Source organism: Arthrobacter bambusae (assembly GCF_030812595.1).
In the GTDB taxonomy this organism is placed as follows: domain Bacteria; phylum Actinomycetota; class Actinomycetes; order Actinomycetales; family Micrococcaceae; genus Arthrobacter; species Arthrobacter bambusae_B.
The window spans coordinates 256,994-279,731 of the sequence record NZ_JAUSSZ010000002.1; the positions used below are offsets into that span (position 1 = coordinate 256,994).

A 22,738-nucleotide genomic window follows, 5' to 3' on the forward strand; every position below is an offset into this window, starting at 1 on the left:
TCGTTGCCGGACTGTTGACGGTTGTGTGATCTCCAACATACTATGGCAACAGTTCTAATATATCAGTTGCTGATTAGTCAGTAAACACAAGTATCTCAAAAGGAGAACATGATGGTTGAACCGCTGATCCGCCCGCTCGCCCAGGCGGACCCGGAGGTTGAACAGGCGATCGCCCAGGAACTCATCCGCCAGCAGTCCACGCTGGAAATGATCGCCTCCGAAAACTTCGCCCCTGCAGCCGTCATGCAGGCACAGGGCTCGGTCCTGACCAACAAGTACGCGGAAGGCTACCCGGGCAAGCGCTACTACGGTGGCTGCGAGCACGTGGACGTCATCGAGCAACTGGCCATCGACCGTGTCAAGGCCCTCTTCGGCGCCGAAGCCGCAAATGTCCAGCCGCACTCGGGCGCCCAGGCCAACGCCGCTGCCATGTTCGCCCTCCTCGAGCCCGGTGACACCATCATGGGCCTCGACCTCGCACATGGTGGCCACCTGACCCACGGCATGCGCATCAACTTCTCAGGCAAGCTCTACAACGTCATCCCGTACCACGTCAGCGAATCCGACCTCCGGGTGGATATGGCCGAGGTTGAAGCCCTGGCCCTCGAGCACCGCCCGAAGCTGATCGTTGCCGGCTGGTCCGCGTACTCGCGCCACTTGGATTTCGCCGAATTCCGCCGCATCGCCGATCTCGTGGGCGCCTACCTTATGGTGGACATGGCCCACTTCGCCGGCCTCGTCGCCGCGGGCCTGCACCCCAACCCCGTGCCCTACGCCGACGTCGTGACCACCACAACCCACAAGACCCTCGGCGGTCCGCGCGGCGGGGTGATCCTGTCGAAGGAACAATACGCACGCAAGATCAACAGCGCGGTCTTCCCCGGCCAACAGGGCGGCCCGCTGGAGCACGTGATCGCGGCCAAGGCCGTGGCGTTCAAGATGGCGGCAGAGCCCGAGTTCCAGGAACGGCAGGTGCGGGTGCTCGAAGGCGCCAAGCTCCTCGCCGAACGGCTCCTGGAGGAAGATGTGGCCGCCGCGGGAATCTCGGTGGTCAACGGAGGCACCGATGTCCACCTGGTCCTGGTTGACCTGCGCCACTCCGATCTGGACGGCCAGCAAGCCGAGGACACGCTGCACCGCATCGGCATCACCGTGAACCGTAACGCCGTCCCGTTCGACCCCCGGCCGCCGATGGTTTCGTCCGGGCTCCGGATCGGTACCCCGGCACTCGCCGCACGCGGCTTCGGTGCCAAGGAATTCGCCGAGGTAGCGGACATCATTGCGACGGCGCTGATCGCCGCCGCTGGCAAAGCCGCCGGGGCCAGCGGCAGCCTGGGTGACCAGGCCGCCGTCGAACTCCGTGCAAGGGTTACCGCGCTCGCCGAACAATTCCCGCTATACCCGCATCTTTCCCGGACCGGCAGCAACAACGACGCCGCCGCCGAACTTGAGGCAGAAATGATTGGAGCAGCCCAGTGAGCGCAGACCAACTCCCCGAACACCCGGATTTCCTGTGGCGTAACCCGGAGCCCAAAGCTTCCTACGACGCCGTGATCGTGGGCGGCGGCGGCCACGGCCTGGCCACGGCGTACTTCCTGGCCAAGAACCACGGAATGACCAACATCGCCGTCCTGGAGAAGGGCTGGCTGGCCGGCGGCAATATGGCCAGGAATACCACCATCATCCGTTCCAACTACCTTTGGGACGAGAGCGCTGCCATCTATGAGCACGCGCTGAAACTCTGGGAGATCCTGCCCGAGGAGCTCGAATACGATTTCCTCTTCAGCCAGCGCGGCGTCATGAACCTCGCCCACACCCTGGGCGACGTCCGCGAAAGCGTCCGCCGCGTCGGCGCGAACAAGCTCAACGGGGTCGATGCCGAGTGGTTGGACCCGCAGCAAGTCAAGGAACTCTGCCCCATCCTCAATATCAGCGACAACATCCGCTACCCGGTCATGGGCGCCACGTACCAGCCCCGGGCCGGCATCGCGAAGCACGACCACGTCGCCTGGGCCTTTGCCCGCAAGTGCGATGAACTCGGAGTGGACATCATCCAGAATTGCGAAGTGACCGGCTTCGTCAAGGACGGCAACCGGGTGGTCGGCGTGAAGACGAACCGCGGCACCATCAACACCGAAAAGGTCGGCCTCGCGGCCGCGGGCCACAGCTCGGTCCTCGCCGAAATGGCAGGCTTCCGCCTCCCGATCCAATCCCACCCGCTCCAAGCACTGGTCTCCGAACTCCATGAGCCCGTCCACCCCACGGTGGTCATGTCCAACCACGTACATGTGTACGTTTCCCAGGCACACAAGGGCGAACTGGTCATGGGTGCCGGCGTGGATTCCTATAACGGCTATGGCCAGCGCGGCTCCTTCCATGTGATCGAGCACCAGATGGCTGCCGCCGTCGAGCTCTTCCCGATCTTTGCCAGGGCCCACGTGCTCCGGACCTGGGGCGGAATCGTGGACACCACCATGGACGCCTCGCCGATCGTCGGCACTACTCCGGTGGAGAACATGTTCGTCAACTGCGGTTGGGGCACGGGTGGCTTCAAGGGCACGCCGGCTGCCGGCCTGACCTTCGCCCACACCATCGCCACAGGTACGCCGCATGAGCTCAACAGGCCTTTTTCGCTGGAACGCTTCGAGACCGGTGCCCTGATTGACGAACACGGCGCCGCCGCCGTCGCCCACTAGCCGCAGCCCTTTAGGAGACCAACCATGCTGCTCATCAGCTGCCCCAATTGCGGGCCACGAGACGAAACAGAATTCCACTACGGCGGGCAGGCCCACGTGGCCTATCCGGAAAACCCGGATGCCCTGACGGATCGGGAGTGGGCCGAGTACCTTTTCTACCGCGACAACACCAAAGGCAATTTCGCCGAACGCTGGGTACACAGCACGGGTTGCCGCAAATGGTTCAACATGCTCCGTGACACCGTCACCTACGACATCAAGGCCGTATACAAAATGGGCGAACCGCGCCCGGACCTGACAAGCGCACGGCAAGACGCCACCTCCCCGGAAGGAGCAAGCAAGTGACCCTGCAGAACGCCCGCCTCTCCACCGGCGGCCGCATCGACCGCAGCATCTCCTGGCGGTTCACCGTGGACGGCCAGGAGTACAGCGGCCACCCGGGAGACACCGTGGCCTCGGCGCTGCTGGCCAACGGCCGCGTCAGCGTGGGCAACTCGCTGTACGAGGACCGTCCCCGCGGCATCATGTCGGCCGGCGTGGAAGAATCCAACGCCCTGGTCAAGGTCGCGCCGCGCTTCGCCGGGCACGTCGCCGAGTCCATGCTTCCGGCCACCATGGTGTCCCTCGTGGACGGGCTCAGCGTTGAGTTCCTGAACGGCCTTGGCAAGCTCGACCCCGCAGACGACCGCGCCGAATACGACAAGAAGTACGTCCACACCGACGTCCTGGTGGTCGGCGGCGGCGTTTCCGGCCTGGCGGCAGCCCGCGAGGCGGTCCGCACCGGCGCCCGGGTCATCCTGATCGACGACCAGCCCGAACTCGGCGGCTCACTCCTGTCCGGCTCCACAGCCCCGGAACTCGTCGAGGTGATCGAAGGCAAGCCGGCCCTGGAATGGATCGCCGACGTCGAGGCCGAGCTCGTCTCGGCAGCCGAATGCACCGTCCTCAACCGCACCACGGCCTTCGGCTCCTACGACTCGAACTATGTGATCGCGGCACAGAACCGCACGGACCACCTTGGCAGCCCGGCCGCGGACGGCGTCTCCCGCCAACGCATTTGGCACATCCGTGCCCAGCAGGTGGTTCTGGCGCCCGGCGCCCATGAGCGTCCGCTTGTCTTCGAGAACAACGACCGGCCCGGCATCATGCTGGCCTCGGCGGTCCGTAGCTACCTCAACCGCTACGCAGTCGTCGCCGGACGGCGTGTGGTCATCGGCACCACCAACGATTCCGCCTACTTGTTGGCCGCGGACCTGCTGGCCGCTGGTGTCAAGATCGCCGCCGTCGTCGACGCCCGTCCGAAGCTCAGCGGCAAGGCGGCAGAGGCCGTCGAGAGCGGCATCCGCGTCCTCGTCGGCAGCGCAGTCGCCGATACCTCAGGTGCGGGGGAGAACGGTCGGATTGACGGCGTCACCATCCGCAGCCTCAACGACGACGGCGAAGTGACCTCCGGCGTCGAACGGCTCGGTTGCGATCTGCTCGCGGTTTCCGGCGGCTGGAGTCCTGTGGTTCACCTCCACAGCCAGCGCCAAGGCAAATTGCGCTGGGACGACGACCTGGCTGGCTTCGTGCCGAACTCCGTGGTCAAGGACCAGCACGTTGTAGGCGCCGGGCGCGGAAGCTACGAGCTCGCAGATTGCCTCGGGGAAGGCGTCTCCGCCGGTGCCGCAGCGGCCATCGCCGCGGGATTCAGCTCCCGGACGGTCCCCGCCGAGACGAAGGCGCCCGTTGCCTCCGCCCCGACCCGCCAGTTGTGGCTGGTCCCTGGCCAGAGCGGAAACGCGGGGGAGTGGCACCACCACTTCGTCGATTTCCAGCGCGACCAGTCCGTGGCCGACGTACTCCGTTCCACCGGGGCCGGCATGCGCTCAGTGGAACACATCAAGAGGTACACCTCCATCAGCACCGCCAACGACCAGGGCAAGACCTCCGGCGTCAACGCCATCGGCGTGATCGCGGCAGCTCTCAAGCAAGCCGGGGCGGCCGGCGAAGCCTCCCGCGGCATCGGCGACATCGGCACCACCACCTACCGCGCACCCTTCACCCCGGTGGCCTTCGCGGCGTTGGCGGGACGCCAGCGCGGGGAGCTTTTCGATCCTGCCCGCGTGACCTCCATCCATCCCTGGCATGTTGCCCAAGGTGCCCTCTTCGAGGACGTAGGCCAGTGGAAGCGCCCCTGGTACTACCCCCAGGCCGGCGAAGACATGGACGCCGCGGTGCTCCGCGAATGCGCCGCAGTCCGGGAGTCGGTGGGTTTCATGGACGCCACCACGCTGGGCAAGATCGAGATCCGGGGCCTGGATGCCGGAGAGTTCCTGAACCGCATCTACACCAACGCGTTCAAGAAGCTTGCCCCCGGCTCGGCACGTTACGGGGTCATGTGCACCCCGGACGGCATGATCTTCGACGACGGCGTGACCCTGCGCCTCGACGAGGGCCGCTACTTCATGACCACCACCACCGGCGGCGCCGCCAAAGTCCTCGACTGGCTCGAGGAGTGGCACCAGACAGAGTGGCCGGAACTCGACGTGGTGTGCACTTCGGTGACCGAACAGTGGACGACGATTGCCGTCGTCGGGCCCAAATCGCGCGCCGTGATCGCCAAAGTTTCTCCGCAACTGGCGGCGGACGGTGGCCTGGACCCCGAAGCGTTCCCGTTCATGACATTCCGCGAAACCACGCTTGCATCCGGCGTCCAAGCCCGGATCTGCCGTATTTCGTTCTCCGGCGAGCTGGCCTACGAAATCAATGTTCCATCCTGGTACGGGCTCAACACCTGGGAAGCGGTCGCGGCCGCCGGTGCCGAGTTCAACATCACCCCGTACGGCACGGAAACCATGCACGTGCTGCGTGCCGAGAAGGGCTACCCGATCGTCGGCCAGGACACGGACGGCACTGTCACTCCGCAGGACGCCGGGATGGAGTGGATCGTATCCAAGGCGAAGGACTTCATCGGCAAGCGTTCCTACAAGCGCGAAGACGCTGCCCGCACTGACCGCAAGCACCTGGTCAGTGTCCTGCCGGCGGACGGCTCGTTCCGGCTTCCGGAAGGCACCCAGCTCGTGGAAAAGGGAATCCCGGTCAACCCCGCATACGGCCCCGTCCCGATGCAGGGCTTCGTGACCTCGAGCTACCACAGTGCCGCGTTGGGCCGCTCGTTCGGCCTGGCACTGATCACCAACGGCCGCAACCGCATAGGCGAGACCCTGGTGGCCTCCGTCGGAGACCAGTTGCTGGATGTCGTTGTGGGAGAAACCGTACTTTTCGACGCTGAAGGGACCCGTAAAGATGGCTGAAACAGCTACACCCGCAGAAACCGCCAAGTCCGCGAACCCCGAGATGCTCCGTGCGGCACGCCGCAGCCCGGCCTCGCACCTGGCATCCACGTTCGAGTCCGGGTCCGTGGACGGAACCGTGGCATTGAAGGAGATCCCGTTCCAGACCATGGTGGGCGTCCGGGTTGACCGGGCGTCCGACGCCGGAGCCCGCCTCGCGTCCGTGACCGGCGGCCTGCCGGCTGTATGCGGTGAAACCATCCGGAATGAAAGGTCCACCACTTTGTGGCTGGGGCCGGACGAATTCCTGGTGGTCGCACCGGAAACGGCCCACGATTCGCTCGGCGGAGACCTTGTCCGCGCATTGGTCGAGGCCTTGGGCGAGCACCCGGGCCAGGTGGTGGACTTGTCCGCCAACCGCACCACCTTTGAGCTGTCGGGAATCCGCGCCCGAGACGTCCTGGAGAAGGGGTGCTCGCTGGACCTGCACCCCCGGGAGTTCCGCACCGGCACCGCTCTCGCCACGGAAATCGGCAACATCCCGGCGATCCTTTTCAAGACCGGAGAGGACCGCTTCAGGATTTTCCCGAGGGCCTCCTTCGCCGACTTCCTGGGCCGCTGGCTGCTCGACGGCATGAGGGAATTCGCCTCTCCTGAGGTCCCCTGATGGCACTGAGCGTGCTTGACCTGTTTTCCATTGGCATCGGGCCGTCGTCTTCCCACACGGTGGGCCCGATGCGGGCGGCAAAGCAGTTCACCGATGGCCTGGAATCCTCCGGTCAACTCGCGGCCACGGTGCGCGTCCAGGCGGAGCTTTTCGGCTCGCTGGGCGCCACCGGCCGCGGCCATGGCTCGGACAAGGCCGTGGTCCTCGGGCTTCAGGGCAAAGCGCCGGAAACGGTGGACACGTCCACTGCAGACGACCAGGTTGCCGCGGCCGCCTTGGACGCCGAATTGCGGATCGGCGGGCATCACCGCGTCGACTTCAACTGGGACGAGGACCTGGTTTTGCACCGACGCAAATCCCTGCCCGCGCATCCCAACGGCATGACTTTCCGGGCGCTCGACCACGCCGGGGAAGTTCTGCACGAACGCAGCTACTATTCGATCGGCGGCGGTTTCGTGGTGGACGGCGATGCTTCCGGAAGCGACAAAGTAGTCGCCGACAGCACAGTCCTGCCCTATCCCTTCACCACGGCGGACGAACTCCTGGCGATCTGCGCACGGGAGGGCATGTCCATTTCCGACGTCATGCTCGCCAACGAGCTCGTATGGAGGAGCGAAGCCGAACTGCGCGAGCGATTGCTGCAGATCTGGGCCGTCATGCGCGAATGCGTGGACAACGGCTGCGCCGCGGAAGGCTTCCTTCCGGGAGGCTTGAACGTGAGGCGACGGGCGCCGTCGTTGTTCAAGACGCTGACGGCGGACACTGGCGTGACCGATCCGCTCCGGGCCATGGAATGGGTCAACCTGTTCGCGCTCGCCGTGAACGAGGAAAACGCCGCGGGCGGCCGCATCGTCACGGCACCTACCAACGGGGCAGCCGGCATTGTGCCGGCGGTGCTGCACTACTACACGAAGTTCGTGCCGGGAGCCGACGACGACGGCGTGGTCCGCTTCCTGCTCGCGGCGGCCGCCGTCGGGATCCTGTTCAAGATCAACGCGTCCATTTCGGGCGCAGAAGTCGGCTGCCAAGGCGAAGTGGGCTCTGCCTGTTCCATGGCCGCCGCAGGCCTTTGCGAGGTCCTCGGCGGCACTCCCGAGCAAGTGGAGAACGCCGCGGAAGTGGGCATCGAACACAACCTCGGCCTCACGTGCGATCCCGTAGGCGGACTGGTGCAGATCCCCTGCATCGAACGCAACGCCATCGCCAGCGTCAAGGCCATCAATGCCTCCCGACTTGCCCTGCACGGCGACGGCAGCCATAAAGTGTCCCTGGACAAAGCCATCAAAACCATGCGAGAGACAGGAGCGGACATGAAAAGCAAATACAAGGAGACCTCCCGCGGAGGCCTCGCCGTCAACGTAGTGGAGTGCTAGCAATGACTATGACCCAAAATGAGCCCGTTGCGTCGGCGCTGCCGGCCACCACCGTTGAGCATGTCCTGACGCTCGACTGCCCGGAAACACGGGGGATCGTGCACGCCGTCTCCGGCTTCCTCCTGGAGCACGGCTGCGACATCATCGAAAGCAAGCAATTCGACTCCCAACTGGACCGCCACTTCTTCATGCGTGTCCATTTCGCATCGGAAGGGGACGAATCGACGATTGACGCGCTGCGGGAAGCCTTCGCCCCTGTTGCCGAGAAGTTCGGCATGCGCTGGGAGCTCCAACGTCACGGTGCCAAGCGGCGGGTGCTCATCATGGTCTCGAAGTTCGAGCACTGCCTCAACGACCTCCTCTTCCGGGCCCGCGTCGGGGAACTACCCGTCGAGATCGTCGGGGTAGTCTCCAACCACCCGGACCACAGGCGGACTGTCGAATGGCACGGCATCCCGTTCTTCCACGTGCCCGTCACCCCGGACACCAAACCGGCGGCGGAGGGACAACTGCTTGACCTCATCGATCGCCTGGACGTCGAACTGGTGGTCCTGGCCCGTTACATGCAGGTCCTCAGCGACGATCTCGCGCGGAAGCTCGATGGCCGTGCCATCAACATCCACCATTCGTTCTTGCCCAGCTTCAAAGGTGCAAAGCCTTATCACCAGGCTTATGCACGAGGCGTCAAGACCGTCGGGGCAACAGCGCACTACGTCAACGGTGAGCTGGACGAGGGGCCGATCATCGCCCAGCAAGTGGTGGAAGTTGACCACACCTTCGGTCCGGACGACCTGGTGGCAGCCGGGCGCGATACTGAATGCAAAGCACTCAGCAACGCCGTCCGCTGGCATTGTGAAGGCCGGGTGATCCTGCAAGGCAACAGGACCGTAGTCCTTAAGTAGCTTCCCTCTCTCCATTTCGACGGTTCCCTGCGCACACGATGTTTCGAAGCATCGAGTTTGCAGGGAACCGTCGTTTTGGCGTTTTGGCGTTTTGGCGTCTGGCCGCGGCAGCTAGAGCCGGGCCAGGCGGGTTGCCAGGTGAAGCGCGACCAGCCGGCCCGTTCCCCTCGGATCCCCTCCGCACAGCTCGAAAATCCGCTGGAGCCGGTGGTGCATCGACTGCCGTTCCAAATGCAGTTCCCGTGCCGCCTGTGCCGTGTTGCACCCGGTATCCAGCCACACCGCCAACGTTCGCAGCAGCTCCGAGCGCCGCAGCTCGTCATGCTCGACGACGGCGCCGAGTTGCCGCCGCACAAACTCCTCGCGGGTCGCGGCGTCGAGGCTTCCTTCCGCCAGGCGCTCAACCGCGAAGTCCTCGGCATCCACCACGCCATTCCCATCTCCGGATCCCGGGCCGGTTCCTGCACCCGGCATGAGCTCAAGCGTCCGCCGTGCCTCTGCCAGCGACCATGGGGCCTCGCCGATTCCCTGCGCCATCGGTCCCACGGCGATGACCGAGCCGCCGGGGATCTCCAAGGCCGCAAGCTCCCGGATGAGGGCGATGCGCGAAGCCACGGCCGTGACGTGGGGGAGGGCGGCCAAGGCGATCAATTCGGCGTTGTCCGCATAACTCGCACTGTGCGGAACCGCGTCATGCAGGATGCCGTCGAGCTGTGTCCGGAGCTGTCCAGCCGCCGCGGAACGCACCACGACGGCGGTTACCGGACTGCTCGCGGCAAACCCCGATGCCGGTCCCAATTGCTGGAGGCGCCATGACTGGGTGCCCGAACTGATAGCCCGCATGAGCTCGATGCCGGCAAGTTCCTTGAGTCCGGGTGGCATGCGTTGCAGCAATGCCAAGCCGAGGATATCGACGCACCTCTCGCTCGCCACCCGCGCAAGGTTGGCATCGCCGTCGTCGGGCACTTCCAACTCCAGGCGGGCGGCCAGCACACCACGGACTGGCACATCGACAGTAGTGATATTTCCGGGGCCGGGCCGGCCGGCGAGGGTCGCGCTTCCCAAAGTGATGCCCGACGGCGAGACGAGCCTCGCGCTGGAACCTGTTCGGCTGGCCAGCACGGCGAGGAGCTGATCCAGTCCGCCACCGTGCGCGAGTTCCGCCGCCATGGCATGGCTCGTTTCGTCGCCGAACTGCAATTGCGCCACCGATTCGCTGACCAGGAGCGAGTTGATGGCTTGCATGATGCCCACGAAGGGGGCCACTTTGCACAACTCGATGATAGGCAGCCCGGCCGTTCGGCCGGCGTCGAGCATGGACTCCGGTATTGCCGGCAGCTCGGGACCCGTTTCGATGGCCAATGCGGCGATCCCGCGGGCCGCCAGTTGGCGGACATAGTCCACGCGCCGCTCGTCTGACGCAGTGGCGAGAGCCTGCCCACCGCTCAGGAGCAGTTCTCCGCCTCGCAGCAAGGGAGCGATGTCCAGCACTTCGCTCGAGTGGACCCAGCGGAGCGGCCGGGTCAGCGCCTCGGGCACCTCCGTCCGCAGGACTGGTTCAGCGGCTTTCAGGCTTTCATGTTCCAACGCGTCGGCGAGGAGCAGTGGCATGACACTCCGTAACTAATTTTAGGTATTTATCATACACATCGTATCTTGTTGCTGTGATGTGGGGCACATAAATTGAAGGGGTCCCTTTCCTACACGGAGGATCCCCAATGCACGAGAACTTATCCACTGCGACGCCGGGGGCTGCAACGGCGCAGACCGACGTCGAACAGAATTTGCAGTCCATTCCCGAATCAGCCCGCACCCGCAGCGTAGCGGGGCAATTCTGGATCTGGGCAGGGGCAAACCTTGCCCCCATCAACTGGGTCCTCGGGGCCCTCGGCGTCCAGCTTGGACTGGGCTTTGCCGACACGGTGACCGTCCTGGTGGTGGGAAACCTTATCGGCATGGCGCTCTTTGGCCTGTTTGTCCTGTTGGGACAAAGGACTGGTGCCACCGGCATGGTCCTTGCCCGGGCTGTCTTCGGCCGCCGCGGCAACTACCTCCCGAGCGCCATCCAGGCACTCCTCGGAATCGGTTGGTGCGCCGTCAACACCTGGATCATCCTGGACCTCGTGATGGCACTCCTCGGCAAGCTCGGCCTGGTCGACCCGGAGCAGCCCAACATCGGTCCAAAAATCCTGGTTGCTTTCCTGATCATGTCCGCCCAGGTCACCATCGCCTGGTTCGGCTACAAGGCCATCGCGGCTTTCGAGAAATGGACCGTGCCGCCCACCATCTTGGTGCTGATCGCCATGTCTGCCGTGGCGTGGTTCGGCATGAACATCGATTGGGGCTACGCGGGCCCTCCCGGTGCCGTCCTTGAAGGCGGCGCACGGATCGCGGCCATGACCACCGTCATGACGGTCATCGGGATCGGCTGGGGGATCACCTGGTTCACCTATGCGGCGGACTATTCGCGCTTCGTCAGCAAATCCGTTCCCCGGCACAAGGTGTACCTCGCCTCGGTCTTCGGCCAGTTCCTCCCGGTAGTGTGGCTCGGCATCCTCGGCGCCAGCCTGGCAACGAAAAGCGGAACGGCCGACCCTGGCCACCTCATCGTCGACAACTTCGGCGTCTTGGCGATCCCGGTGCTCTTCCTGGTGCTGCACGGCCCCATCGCGACGAACATCCTGAACATCTACACCTTCTCGGTGGCCGCCCAGGCCTTGGACATCAAGGCCAAGCGCCGTTCCTTGAACCTCTTCGTCGGGCTCCTGGCCTTGGTCGGCGTCGTGTTCTTCATCCTGCAGTCGGACTTCGCCTCAACTCTGAGCACTTGGCTCGGTGGCCTCGTGGCCTGGGTTGCCGCGTGGGGAGGCATCATGCTGGTGCATTACTTCTGGGTGGACAAGCGTGGCCCCGCGGGTGTCGAGCGCCTTTTCGACCCCGTGGGCACCCGGCGGCTCCCGGCATTCAACTGGGCCGGGATCACCGCACTCTTGGTGGGCATCTTTGCCACGTGGCTCTTTATGTATGGCGTCCTACCCATCATGCAGGGTCCCGTCGCCACGGCCATGGGTGGAATCGACCTGTCCTGGCTGGCAGGCGGACTCGTCGCCGCGGCCGTTTACGGTGCACTGGGCCCGCGGGTCCATGCCCGATACCTTCCGTTGCCAGCCGCAGCCGGGGCGCAATCCGCAGCTGGGACGCAATCCGCAGCCGGGGCGCCGTCGCAGCCCCTTGCGGAAGGCGCCGTCGCCAATCTGGTCAACGACTGAGAGGAACTCCCATGACCACCAACGCTTTTCCTGACGAGGCACACCGGATCACGTGGCCTGACAATTTCAAGGCCGCTGCGTCGTTCACGTTCGACGTCGACGCCGAATCCTGCACCATCGCCCACGATCCCACGAGCACTCGGCGCATGTCCCTCATGAGCCACCAGTCCTACGGCCCAAGGGTCGCCGTTCCGCGACTCCTGGAGATCCTCAAGCGCCAAGAGATCCAAGGGACCTTCTTTATCCCGGGGTTCACGGCGGAGAGCTACCCGGACGTGGTCCGGCGGATCGTCGACGGCGGCCACGAAGTCGCCCACCACGGTTACCTTCACGAACCCATGCAGGGAATCGACGCCGCCACCGAGGCCAGCTACCTGGACCGAGGGCTCGAAGCCCTCGCGAACGTAGCCGGGGTCAGGCCGGTCGGCTACAGGGCACCGTGGTGGGAGCTGAACTGGCATTCGCCGGCGCTGCTCGCAGACCGGGGCTTCCTCTATGATTCAAGCCTGCTCGACGGCGATGCGCCCTACCGCATGGCGGTCGCCCAACGCGATTCCCGGGACATCGATTCACGGGACATCGATTCACAGGACATCGTGGAGATCCCGGTGGATTGGGCCCTGGACGATTGGGAGCAATACGCGTTCTACCCTGGTGTCACAGGAAGCGGCGTCATCGAGAGTCCTGCCAAGGTCCTGGAGATGTGGACTTTGGAAGCCGAGGCCCACCATGCCCAAGGCAGTTGCTTCGTCTTGACCAACCACCCCTTCATCTCTGGCCGTCCATCCAAGGCCGTCGCCCTGGAGCAGCTGATAGCCCGCGTCAAGGCCATGGAGGGCATGTGGGTCACCACTTTGGAACGGATCGCCGAACACACCAAGGCCACGGTCAACGAGATCCACAGCCATGCCCGGATAGAGATCCCCAGTTATCCAGGCGCAGGTGCCAGCTTCGAGCCTGCCGCGCTACGGGAGGCAGCCCTCATCTAGGAGCATGCCCAACCTTGGCCTCAAGCACTGGACATAATGCCAGGAGTCCGTTGAGCATGCCCAGCCTTGGCCTCGAGCACTGGACATAGTACTGATATGTCCACCGCTGGGGCTGAAGGGTGGGCATGTCCGGTTGGGCGTGCGGGGCGGAACGGGGCTAGAGATCGCTCCGGCACGGGGCGGTGTGGAGTTTGTAGAGTCCGTTCAGGTCTCCGGCGGCCAAGCCATCGGGGGCGCCGATCTCCGGGTACATCAGCTGGATGGGATCGTCCACATGGTCAAGGCCCACCACATGGCCGAGTTCGTGCTGGATGACCGCGGAGACGTAATGGGCGCCCCCGGGGGCATCCAGCAGTTCCGTGATTTGCGGTGCGTCCAGGTCCAGGCTCCCCGAGACGTAGCTCTTGGGTCCCATGCCGAAGCTGTACATGGTGCTGCCGCCGGTGCCAATGACGGATCCAACCAACCCCGGTGCCGCCTCGGGGGTGGTCCAGGAAATCAGCAGTGGTGCCCAACGATCTCCGTAGAGCGCGGGCTGGTACGGCTTGCGCTTCTCGGCGGGTTTTTCCGTGGCGGGGCCGTCGTTAACGAATTTGAGGCCGGTGGCGGCAGCGATTTTGGCGACGGCGTCGGCGATTAGCCCCTGTGATCCGGCCGGGGCGAGGGCTTCGTTGACCACATAGTGCACTGGCCTGCACGGAGAGTAGCCCACAGGTGTGCCGTCAGCGTTGGTGGCCAGGAACTTGTAGGAGCTGCTGGCCACGGCGGGCTTGGCGGGGGAGCCGAGCGGATGTCCGGCTTCCTCCAAGCCAGGCGGCGGAGTGTCCGGCGCACGGGCAGCCTTTGGGGTGGGCTGCCCGGGAGCCGCCTGACCCGGGCCGTTGGCTGTGGCACGGGCAGAGGGAGCGAGGTTCGGAAGGAACCCCGTGATGGCGGGGTCCCCCCGGAGGAAACCACTGGCAAGTACTGCTACGGCCGCAACGACCGTAACCACCATCACGTTTCGGAACAGCGCCACCGCGGTATTGGCGCGCTTGTGCGGTGGGCTGCCGTCGTACCCGTAGTTTGAATGCAAGTCTTCCCCCAAGTCCTTGATCCCGGCGCCCCAGCGGGCCGGCGCTACTAACCGATGACAGCGCCGAAGACGAGTCCGAGCCCATACGTGGCTGCGGCCGCCCCGAGACCGATGGCGAGTTGCCGGAGGCCACGGGTCAGCGGCGAGGTTCCGGACAGCAAGCCGACGACGGCGCCTGTCGACAGAAGCGCGATGCCCACCAGCGTACCGGCCACAGCCAGCGCCGCGAAGCCCGTCATGCCGAAGATGAACGGCAGGATGGGCACGATGGCGCCCGAAGCAAAGAAGCAGAAGCTCGAGATTGCCGCGCCCCAAGCGGAGCCTACGGCCTCGTGCTCATCGACGGTTTCTTCCACTTCGGGGTGGAGCGAGAGGCTGGGATCGCAATCGCAGCTGTACAGGCCCATGCGTTCGGCAGCCCGGTGTTCGGCGGCTTCGCGGGACATGCCCCGGGCCAGGTACACCAGGACCAGTTCATTGTGTTCGATGTCCAGGGCCGGGGCTGCTGTCAGCGTGGCCTGGGTGGGGCGGGTGGCCCTGAGGAGTTCGAGCTGCGAGCGGACCGAGACATATTCGCCGGCACCCATGGACAGGGCGCCCGCGAGCAGGCCAGCGATACCGCTGAACAGGACCACGGTTGCGGGGACGCCGGTGGCCGCCATGCCCATCACGAGGGAAAGGTTGCTGACCAGGCCGTCGTTGGCGCCGAATACGGCGGCCCGGAAGGTGCCGGACAACCTGTTGCGCCCACGCGTCGCCAAACCGCGGACTACTTCTTCGTGGATCTGTTCGTCCGCGGCCATGGCACGGGTCGCTGCCAGATCCTTCGTATAAGGCGAGCGCCCTTCCGCCCGTTGGGCGAGCGCCAGTACGAACACTGACCCGAAATTCCGGGCCAGGAAGCCGAGCATTTGGCTTCGGATCGAGGCAGCCTTCGGCATGCCGGCATGTTCGCCGAGGAGCTTGAGCCAGTGTGCCTCGTGGCGACCTTCGGCGTCTGCGAGGGCCAGGAGGATTTCGCGTTCCTCGCCGTCGCGGCGCTGCGCCAGTTGGCGGTACACAGCGGCTTCGGCCCGCTCGTCCGCCAGGTACTGCCGCCAGCGCTTGATGTCCGACGACGACGGGGGGGTCTTGGTGGCTGCTGTGTCTTGCGACCGACTGCTTGAGTCCGAGGGGTTGTCTGAGTGCGAGGGTTTTGTGTGCGGTTGCACCGGGACTCCTGGGTTGCTGGGGCGGGCTTCATCGCCTCATTGCAGCTCCACTTTATCGCCAATTTCCGCGCTTTTTCGGCTGGCAATCCTCACTGGACTTTTTAGGCGCGCCTCAAAAGCGGGAGTCCCAAAGGAGGTCTTGACCGCCGCACGGGGCAGTGCTGGGATGGATGGACAGGGTCCACGAAGTGGCGGGGGTGGCGTGGCGACCGGCTGCCTGACCTGCCTCGCGATGGGCTCAGCGGCACGTCGAACGGAGGTTGCACCATGGACAGCACCGAAACCCACGCCCGCCACCCGGACCGTCCCACGGTCGAGTCCGATCCGGCCTACGACTACGGCGAGGACCTCGAGGTGGACGAGGACCTGGAAGAGCAATCCGAGGTTATCGACGACGACGAACGGCCCGTTCCCCTCGACGTCGACGAACACCGTGAAGCTGAAGAGATTGAGTAGCCAGGCCCGCTGAATCCGGGTGTCCGTGGGTACAGCCTGGGCACGGGGTGGCGGGTCTTAAGCGGGAGCGGCGCCGCATCTTCTCGAAGGAGAAGGTGCGGCGCCGCCGTCGTACTTGATGCTATCGATGCTTAGTGGCTGGCCACCGGGTGGACATCCAAGGCGAGTTCCTCCACGGCCGTTCCGGCAACTCGGCGGTCCCAGGCTTCGCGCACCGCGGGTTCGGTTGGCGGCGTCAGCACGGAGATCACAACGTAGACCAGCAGCGAGGCGCCCAGGCCCCAGTAGATGGGATCGTTGGCGTAGACGCCGTCTTCGCTGGGGATGATCCCCGTGGCGTAAGCGATCAGCAACGCCAGGGTCAGCACCGAGCCGACGGCCATGGACCAGGCCGCGGCCATACCGGTTCCGCGCTTCCAGACCAAGCCACCGAGGATGGCAACCAGGAGGCCGCCCACCAGGATGTCGTACGCGATGGTCAGCGCCACCACGACGTCTTGCGCCGCCATGGAGATCAGCACGGCCAGGATGCCCAGTCCAAGGACCCAGTAGCGGTTGGCCTTGACGTCGTGCTCGGGGTTCTCGGTGTCGTTGGTGTTGATCGTCTTGCCGAACCAGCTGGCCACGAACGGGACCACGTCGGCGCGGGCAACGGTGGCGGCGGCGATGAGGGCTCCGGAAGCGGTGGACATCATGGCCGCGACCGCGGCGGCCATGACGAGGCCGCCGATGCCGATCGGCAGGATGTGGGTGGCAACCTCGGCGTACACAACGTCCTTGCCAAGGGCCTTCACGTCGATGTTGGGCAGCGCCACGCGGGCGGCAAGTCCGATCAATGCGCCGGCGACGCCGTACAGGACACAGTAGATTCCGGCAGTGGCGCCGCCCCAACGGGCCACCTTGGGGGTCTTGGCGGTGAAGACGCGCTGCCAGATGTCCTGGCCGATCAGCAGGCCCAGGGTGTAGACCACGAAGTAGGTGATGATGGTCTGCGCTCCGATTCCGTCCAACTGGAAGAAGCTGGCGTCAACGCGGGCACGGATGCCGTCGAAGCCGCCCGCGGCGTTGAGCACGAACGGGAGCATGAGGAAGAAGATGCCGACTGTCTTGATGATGAACTGCACCTGGTCGGCGAGGGTAATGGACCACATACCGCCGATGGTGGAGTAGACCAGGACAATTGCGCCGCCGACGGCGATGGCAAGCCAACGCTCCCAGCCGAAAAGGACAACGAAGATGGTGGCGTAGGCGCCCGTGGACGTGGCGCACAGCATGAGGGTGTAGGCGAGCATGACGATGCCGGAGGTCTGCGTGGCGCGCTGGCCGTAACGCAGGCTCAGCATCTGGGAGACCGTGTAGATCTTCAGCCGCTGGATGGTGCCGGCGAAAAGCAGGCTCAGGAGGAGCACGCCCGAGCCGATGGCGACTACCAACCACATGCCGGATACGCCGAACTTGTAGCCGAGGCCGACGCCGCCAACCGTTGATGCACCGCCGAGGACGACCGCGGCCATGGTTCCTGTGTAGAGCATCGGACCGAGGCGGCGCCCTGCCACCAGGAAGTCGCTGTTGTTCTTGGTGCGCGACTTGCCCCACCAGCCGAAGGCCAGCATGGCGAGCAAATACACCACCACGATCGCAATATTGATGAACGAAGAGTCCAAGGTGGCTCCTGAGGGTGACTGCGCAGAGCGCTTGGGGGTTCCGACGCCGGTTCGCTGGGTTTGGCTGCGGGTTGCGGAAGGTCTCTGCGCTGGTGAGTGGGGAGATGTAGTCTGTGACATGTGACTCACAAACAACACTTGTTGCCTATGAGAATACGTAGTGATGCGAGTAACAGTCAAGGCCCGGATCCGCACAGTGGTCACATTGGCGGTCCCCAAGCTAGCCATAAGGCCCTGCCAAGCGGGCCGTCCGGCTACTATTGCTGCAATGACAGGGCCGCGAATATGGCCTGAAAGGTTCGTGAATGAAGGCTCTCCCCGTTGAACCGAGCAACGTCCCCGTTGCCATCGGTTCCAGAATCCGCGCCGCCCGCCAATCGCAGCGGCTCACCATCGAGCAGGTCGCCGACGCCACCGGCCTGACCAAAGGGTTCCTGAGCCGTGTGGAGCGTGACTTGACATCGCCGTCGGTCGCTTCCCTTGTGACGCTTTGCCAAGTTCTTTCGGTGTCCATCGGAGACCTTTTTGCCGCACCGGAGACGCACCTGACCCGGCGGGACGATGGGCCCCGCATTTCGCTCGGCGGCCAGGGAATCGTGGAGCGCCTCCTGACTGCCAGATCGGAACGGAGGCTGCAGATCCTGCAGGCCACCATCGAGCCGGGCGGCCGGGGAGAAGCCGAGCTCTACGCCGTGGATTGCGACGTCGACGTCCTGCATGTAGTCAAGGGCCGCATCAAGCTGATCCTCACCAACGACGAGTACGAACTCGAAGAAGGGGACACCCTGTCCTTCCCGGGCCGCGAACCCCACACCTGGGTCAATCCCACGGACGAGCCCGTCGAGGTGCTCTGGATACTGGTGCCTGCAGCCAGCCGCTGACGCGATCCTCCCGCGGCCGGACGACACCGACACGCCGGGTGTAACACGCCTGAAACCGGACTGACTTCTGGATTTAACCCACAGGCCTTCGGTGTTACGTGCCTGAAACGATCCGTGCTGAACGCCGAAACAGGGCGACTGTAGCTTCGAGTCAAGGCAACTCGTCAAGGTCGGCACCGCGGTTGGTAATTCCCCAGGTACCAGGACCTGTTCGTTTTAAAAATGGTCTCGCCGTGCGGGCGCCATGGAGCGCCGTATATGCAGGAAGGCTCCCGAAATGAACCCAGCATTTTTCAGCGTAGGGCTGGACGTCAACCCCCAGACCCTCGATCCGGGCTCCACAGCCTGGATGCTTGCAGCATCTGCCCTCGTCCTCCTCATGACGCCAGGTTTGGCGTTCTTCTACGGCGGCCTGGTCCGGATGAAGTCCGTCCTCAACATCATGATGATGAGCTTTGGCGCCATGGGTGTGGTCGCGGTCGTCTGGGCCTTGTGGGGCTACGGACTCGCGTTCGGGCCTGATACCCTCGGCGGCTTCATTGGAGACCCCTTCGCGAACTTCGGACTCACCGGCTTGGCCTCCGTGATTGGCGGGAAAGCGCCCGGGCTGCCGGACATGGTCTTCATAGGATTCCAAGCCACCTTCGCCATCATCACGGTCGCCCTGATCAGTGGAGCCGTAGCCGAACGTGTTCGTTTCGGCCCGTGGCTCCTGTTTGCCGGCCTGTGGGTCACCATCGTCTACGCGCCTATTGCCCACTGGGTCTGGGGTGGCGGGCTCTTTGGATCCACAGGCATCATCGGCAGCAAGATTTCAGCCCTCGACTTTGCTGGTGGCACAGTCGTTCACATGAATGCGGGCATGGCCGGGTTGATGCTTGCAGTAGTGCTCGGCAAACGGCTCGGCTTCATGAAAGATCCCAACATCCGGCCGCACAACCTCCCCTTCGTGATGCTCGGGGCCGGCCTGCTGTGGTTCGGCTGGTTCGGCTTCAACGCCGGTTCTGAACTGGCTGCCGACGGAATTGCAGCCCTTGCCTGGACAAACACCCTTCTGGCAACGAGCGCCGCGCTCCTGGGCTGGCTGCTCATTGAACGGCTCCGGGACGGCCACGCGACATCGCTCGGCGCGGCATCAGGCGCCGTCGCGGGCTTGGTGGCAATCACCCCCGCGTGTGGGTTCGTGGACCCCGTGGGCGCCATCATCATTGGAATCGCCGCCGGGGCAGTCTGCGCACTGGCCATCGGGCTCAAGTTCAAAATCGGCTTGGACGACTCCCTCGACGTGGTTGCTGTCCACTTTGTCGGCGGCCTGTGGGGGACCTTGTCCCTCGGTTTCTTCGCCGTACCCTCGGCCAAGACTCAAGGCGGCCTCCTCTACGGCGGAGGCCTGACCCAATTCTGGCCCCAAATACTGACGGCCATGATCGTTACGGTATGGACGGCGGTCATGACCACGCTGATTGGCCTCGCCATCCACAAGACGGTGGGCATGCGCGTCAAGGAGCACGAAGAGCTGGCGGGCATCGACATCACGGAGCACGCGGAAACCGCCTACGAGTTGGCCATGGTGGGCGGATCGTTCAATCCCGGAGAACCACAGAACGGCAAGTCCGCCCCGAGTTCCAGCGGAGAGGAAGCCAGCTCTGACGGGAAAACAGATCGGATCCACAGCAAGGCGTCGACGTGAAGCTTGTCACGGCCATCGTGAGGCCGGAGCGGATCGATAAGGTCCGGGAAGCCTTGGAACGCTTTGGAGTCAACGGGATGACGGTAAGCCACGCGAACGGCTACGGCCAACAACGTGGCCACGTGGAGGTATACCGGGGCGCGGAGTACAGCTCCGATCTCCTGCCCAAAATCCGGGTGGAAGTCCTGGCCGCTGACGATCTGGTGGACGGAATAGTGGAAGCCATCATCTCCGGTGCCCGTACCGGCCAGTTCGGGGACGGCAAGATCTGGACCGTCGCGGTCTCCCAGGCGGTGCGCGTCCGGACCGGGGAGCGTGGCGCCTCCGCGATCAGCTAGGAAGACTGTGTTGGTGCCGCACCTTTCGATAAGAGGGGGAGCGGCACCAACACTGCCATGTTCAGCCGACGTGCACCCACGGCCTGCGGGTGATGTCCGGTTCGGCTTCGCGCAGCACTTCGCGGGTTACCGGGGCGATCTCGCCCTCGCCGAAGAAGAGGAACTTGCTCAGGTTGGCGATGGGATTGCCTTCGGTCCAGCGGAAATAGATATGCGGCATGAGTCCGGTGACGTCGCGGATGTGAAGCAGCACTGCGGCCAGGGTATTGGGCACGTTGTTGCTGTGGATCTCCAGGATCTTGAAGCCGTGCCGGAGCTTGCCTTCCACCAGGAGTTCCTGCTCGAAGTCGGAGCTGTCATCCACGATGATCTCGATGAAGATCGCGTCGCTGTCTACTGGCAAGTGGTTTGCCTGCTGGGCGTGCTGCAGCTTCAACTGGTACCGGTCCGCGCTCAGTCGCTTAGGCTCATGCGCGATGATCCGGATGGGGCCTTCCTCGTTGGAGGCCGTGAATTCGAGGGCCATTTGGTCCATCTTGATGTGTGTGGCCCTCAGCTCGAAGGAGCGGCGTACCCTCGACGCGAAGCTCACCAGGACAATGCCGAGGATGAACAGGGCGGCGATCCTGATGCCGTCCGGGCGCTCCACCACATTGGCCACGGTGGTGTAGGCGAAGACGACGGCCACCACGCCGAAAGCGAGGGTCTTGGCCTTCTCCTTCTTCCTGCGTGCGGAGAGGGTTACCGCGATCGACGCCGAGGTCATGAGGACCAGGACGCCGGTGGCGTAGGCGCCGCCTTGGGCTTCCACATTTGCCTCGAAGACCAAGGTGATGATGAAAGCTACCGCGGTGAAGACCAGGACCAAGGGCCGCACGGCTTTGGTCCACGCCGGGGCCATGCCGAAGCGGGGCAGGTAGCGCGGCACGAGGTTCAACAAGCCGGCCATGGCAGAGGCGCCGGCGAACCACAGGATGGCGATGGTGCTCATGTCATAGAGCGTGCCGAAGCCGTCGCCCAGGAATTGGTGCGCAAGGAATGCAAGGGCGCGTCCGTCCGCTTTTCCTCCCGGCTGGAATTCGGCGGCGGGAATCAGGAACGTGGTGATGAAGCTCGAGGCCACCAGGAAGGCGCTCATGATGAGTGCCGCCGTCGTGAGCAGTTTGTGGGTGCCGCGGATGCGGCCAACGGGATGCTCCTCAGTATCGCTGGGGCTGCCCTTGATCTGCGGCATGACTGCGACGCCGGTTTCGAATCCTGAGAGGCCCAGGGCAAGTTTCGGGAAGACCAGAAGCGCGATGCCCACCATGATTAAGGGGTTTCCGTGCTGCTGGTTCAGTGCGGCCCACCAGTCGGTCACCACATGTGCCTCGGTCACTACGTGCACCAAGCCGACCGCGACGACGACGGTGTTCAGCGCCAGGTAGATGCCCACCAGCACGACGGCGACGTTGATGGCCTCCTTGAATCCCCTGAGGAACACCACGCCGAGGCCTGCGATGAGGGCCAAGGTGATGGTGATTTCCTGCCCGTGGAGCCATTCCGGCGCAAAGGGGTTTTCGATGGCATGGGCGCTCGCGTCGGCGGCCGAGAGGGTCATGGTGATCATGAAGTCCGTGGCGGCGAATCCCAGCAAGGCAAGCACGAAGAGCTTGCCGCCCCAGCGGGGGAGGAGCCGCTCGAGCATCGCGATGGAGCCTTCGCCGCGAGCGCTTTCGGCGGCGACCCGGCGGTAGACCGGCAGGGCGCCGAGCAAGGTGACGGCGACCAGGACGATCGTGGCCAGCGGTGAGACGATACCGGCCGCGAGGGCCGCAATGGCGGGCTGGTAGCCGAGGGTGGAGAAGTAGTCGACGCCGGTGAGGCACATGACCTTCCACCAGGCCTGGGGCGTGTGGTCTTCGTCAGGCTTGCCGTGTGGACCCTGGCGCTTCCCCGACGTCTCAGGCATTCCGTCGAGCAGCCATCGCTTGAATTGGCTTTGGTTGGTTTCGCCCGCGGGGTTGCGCCGGTCAGTGGGTTCGGCAGGCGGCCTGGTCAGCGTTGTCACGTGGTCCTTTCACGCAGCCTGGAAGCTGCTCCTGATGGAGCGTACGGGTGCGTCCGGGAGCGGATGGCCGTCTTTATGGAATCTTTACGCCTCCTGTGAGGGGAGTCACCTCGGTGCACGACGCATTTGATGTAGTTGTCGTGTGAGCGACATTGCGGAGCGAATGGAACCCCGATGTCGGGGTCGGCAGCGTCGTCTTTCG

18 protein-coding genes are annotated in these 22,738 nt (G+C 64.6%); 13 read left to right on the top strand and 5 right to left on the bottom strand.

The features are described 5' to 3' along the window. The first annotated feature begins 111 nt into the window (after positions 1–111). The 7 genes from glyA to purU are packed head-to-tail and all read left to right on the top strand — an operon-like array spanning position 112 to position 8,913. Entirely contained in the window at positions 112–1,479 is a 1,368-nt protein-coding gene (gene glyA, locus J2S96_RS04645; protein WP_306860634.1) for a serine hydroxymethyltransferase, read from the top strand. Further along, positions 1,476–2,696, top strand: a complete 1,221-nt coding sequence (locus J2S96_RS04650) for a sarcosine oxidase subunit beta family protein (RefSeq protein ID WP_306860389.1) — start codon at positions 1,476–1,478, stop codon at positions 2,694–2,696. Before glyA ends, J2S96_RS04650 begins: the two co-directional genes overlap by 4 nt. A 24-nt stretch (positions 2,697–2,720) precedes the next feature. Then, positions 2,721–3,041, top strand: coding sequence for a sarcosine oxidase subunit delta (locus J2S96_RS04655; RefSeq protein WP_306860391.1), 321 nt, complete (start codon positions 2,721–2,723; stop codon positions 3,039–3,041). Beyond that, positions 3,038–5,992, top strand: a complete 2,955-nt coding sequence (locus J2S96_RS04660) for an FAD-dependent oxidoreductase (RefSeq protein ID WP_306860393.1) — start codon at positions 3,038–3,040, stop codon at positions 5,990–5,992. Before J2S96_RS04655 ends, J2S96_RS04660 begins: the two co-directional genes overlap by 4 nt. Further along, positions 5,985–6,638: a sarcosine oxidase subunit gamma gene (locus tag J2S96_RS04665; protein ID WP_306860395.1), complete on the top strand. Its 654-nt coding sequence runs from the start codon at positions 5,985–5,987 to the stop codon at positions 6,636–6,638. Before J2S96_RS04660 ends, J2S96_RS04665 begins: the two co-directional genes overlap by 8 nt. Beyond that, positions 6,638–8,011 (top strand): L-serine ammonia-lyase, encoded by a 1,374-nt coding sequence (locus J2S96_RS04670; RefSeq protein WP_306860397.1) that lies wholly within the window; start codon positions 6,638–6,640, stop codon positions 8,009–8,011. The genes J2S96_RS04665 and J2S96_RS04670 overlap by 1 nt, the downstream gene beginning before the upstream one ends. 8 nt (positions 8,012–8,019) lie before the next feature. Then, positions 8,020–8,913 (top strand): formyltetrahydrofolate deformylase, encoded by an 894-nt coding sequence (purU, locus tag J2S96_RS04675; RefSeq protein WP_370872999.1) that lies wholly within the window; start codon positions 8,020–8,022, stop codon positions 8,911–8,913. 111 nt (positions 8,914–9,024) lie between these two features. On the opposite strand, the gene J2S96_RS04680 is transcribed toward purU, so the two are convergent. Further along, positions 9,025–10,524 (bottom strand): PucR family transcriptional regulator, encoded by a 1,500-nt coding sequence (locus J2S96_RS04680; protein ID WP_306860401.1) that lies wholly within the window; start codon positions 10,522–10,524, stop codon positions 9,025–9,027. Between the two features lie 107 nt (positions 10,525–10,631). Between J2S96_RS04680 and J2S96_RS04685 the strand changes: the two genes are divergently transcribed. Further along, on the top strand, positions 10,632–12,182 hold the full coding sequence (locus J2S96_RS04685) for a purine-cytosine permease family protein (RefSeq protein ID WP_306860403.1): 1,551 nt from the start codon (positions 10,632–10,634) through the stop codon (positions 12,180–12,182). A gap of 11 nt (positions 12,183–12,193) precedes the next feature. After that, positions 12,194–13,171 (top strand): polysaccharide deacetylase family protein, encoded by a 978-nt coding sequence (locus J2S96_RS04690; RefSeq protein ID WP_306860405.1) that lies wholly within the window; start codon positions 12,194–12,196, stop codon positions 13,169–13,171. Positions 13,172–13,328: 157 nt separating this feature from the next. Here the strand turns inward: J2S96_RS04690 and J2S96_RS04695 are convergent, their stop codons facing one another. Next, a complete protein-coding gene (locus tag J2S96_RS04695) occupies positions 13,329–14,189 on the bottom strand; it encodes a matrixin family metalloprotease (RefSeq protein ID WP_306860636.1) in 861 nt (286 codons plus the stop codon). Between the two features lie 104 nt (positions 14,190–14,293). After that, entirely contained in the window at positions 14,294–15,457 is a 1,164-nt protein-coding gene (locus J2S96_RS04700) for a VIT1/CCC1 transporter family protein (RefSeq protein WP_306860407.1), read from the bottom strand. A gap of 267 nt (positions 15,458–15,724) precedes the next feature. On the opposite strand from J2S96_RS04700, the gene J2S96_RS04705 reads away from it, so the two are divergent. Further along, positions 15,725–15,913, top strand: coding sequence for a hypothetical protein (locus tag J2S96_RS04705; protein ID WP_306860409.1), 189 nt, complete (start codon positions 15,725–15,727; stop codon positions 15,911–15,913). Positions 15,914–16,044: 131 nt separating this feature from the next. On the opposite strand, the gene J2S96_RS04710 is transcribed toward J2S96_RS04705, so the two are convergent. Continuing rightward, entirely contained in the window at positions 16,045–17,577 is a 1,533-nt protein-coding gene (locus J2S96_RS04710) for a sodium:solute symporter (protein WP_306860412.1), read from the bottom strand. A 305-nt stretch (positions 17,578–17,882) separates the two neighbouring features. On the opposite strand from J2S96_RS04710, the gene J2S96_RS04715 reads away from it, so the two are divergent. From J2S96_RS04715 to J2S96_RS04725, 3 genes are all read left to right on the top strand, one after another. After that, on the top strand, positions 17,883–18,458 hold the full coding sequence (locus J2S96_RS04715) for a cupin domain-containing protein (protein WP_306860413.1): 576 nt from the start codon (positions 17,883–17,885) through the stop codon (positions 18,456–18,458). Between the two features lie 277 nt (positions 18,459–18,735). Then, complete coding sequence (locus J2S96_RS04720) at positions 18,736–20,148, top strand: ammonium transporter (RefSeq protein ID WP_306860415.1); 1,413 nt, start codon at positions 18,736–18,738, stop codon at positions 20,146–20,148. Then, complete coding sequence (locus tag J2S96_RS04725; RefSeq protein ID WP_306860417.1) at positions 20,145–20,486, top strand: P-II family nitrogen regulator; 342 nt, start codon at positions 20,145–20,147, stop codon at positions 20,484–20,486. The genes J2S96_RS04720 and J2S96_RS04725 overlap by 4 nt, the downstream gene beginning before the upstream one ends. 61 nt (positions 20,487–20,547) lie before the next feature. Here the strand turns inward: J2S96_RS04725 and J2S96_RS04730 are convergent, their stop codons facing one another. Continuing rightward, entirely contained in the window at positions 20,548–22,536 is a 1,989-nt protein-coding gene (locus J2S96_RS04730; protein ID WP_306860419.1) for an amino acid transporter, read from the bottom strand. Positions 22,537–22,738 lie beyond the last annotated feature (202 nt).

Excerpts from the sequence above, each read along its gene's own strand:
- glyA (WP_306860634.1), top strand. The coding sequence starts at position 112 with ATGGTTGAACCGCTGATCCGCCCGCTCGCCCAGGCGGACCCGGAGGTT.
- J2S96_RS04655 (WP_306860391.1), top strand. The coding sequence starts at position 2,721 with ATGCTGCTCATCAGCTGCCCCAATTGCGGGCCACGAGACGAAACAGAA.
- J2S96_RS04665 (WP_306860395.1), top strand. The coding sequence starts at position 5,985 with ATGGCTGAAACAGCTACACCCGCAGAAACCGCCAAGTCCGCGAACCCC.
- J2S96_RS04670 (WP_306860397.1), top strand. The coding sequence starts at position 6,638 with ATGGCACTGAGCGTGCTTGACCTGTTTTCCATTGGCATCGGGCCGTCG.
- purU (WP_370872999.1), top strand. The coding sequence starts at position 8,020 with ATGACCCAAAATGAGCCCGTTGCGTCGGCGCTGCCGGCCACCACCGTT.
- J2S96_RS04680 (WP_306860401.1), bottom strand. The coding sequence starts at position 10,524 with ATGCCACTGCTCCTCGCCGACGCGTTGGAACATGAAAGCCTGAAAGCC.
- J2S96_RS04685 (WP_306860403.1), top strand. The coding sequence starts at position 10,632 with ATGCACGAGAACTTATCCACTGCGACGCCGGGGGCTGCAACGGCGCAG.
- J2S96_RS04690 (WP_306860405.1), top strand. The coding sequence starts at position 12,194 with ATGACCACCAACGCTTTTCCTGACGAGGCACACCGGATCACGTGGCCT.
- J2S96_RS04705 (WP_306860409.1), top strand. The coding sequence starts at position 15,725 with ATGGACAGCACCGAAACCCACGCCCGCCACCCGGACCGTCCCACGGTC.
- J2S96_RS04715 (WP_306860413.1), top strand. The coding sequence starts at position 17,883 with ATGAAGGCTCTCCCCGTTGAACCGAGCAACGTCCCCGTTGCCATCGGT.
- J2S96_RS04720 (WP_306860415.1), top strand. The coding sequence starts at position 18,736 with ATGAACCCAGCATTTTTCAGCGTAGGGCTGGACGTCAACCCCCAGACC.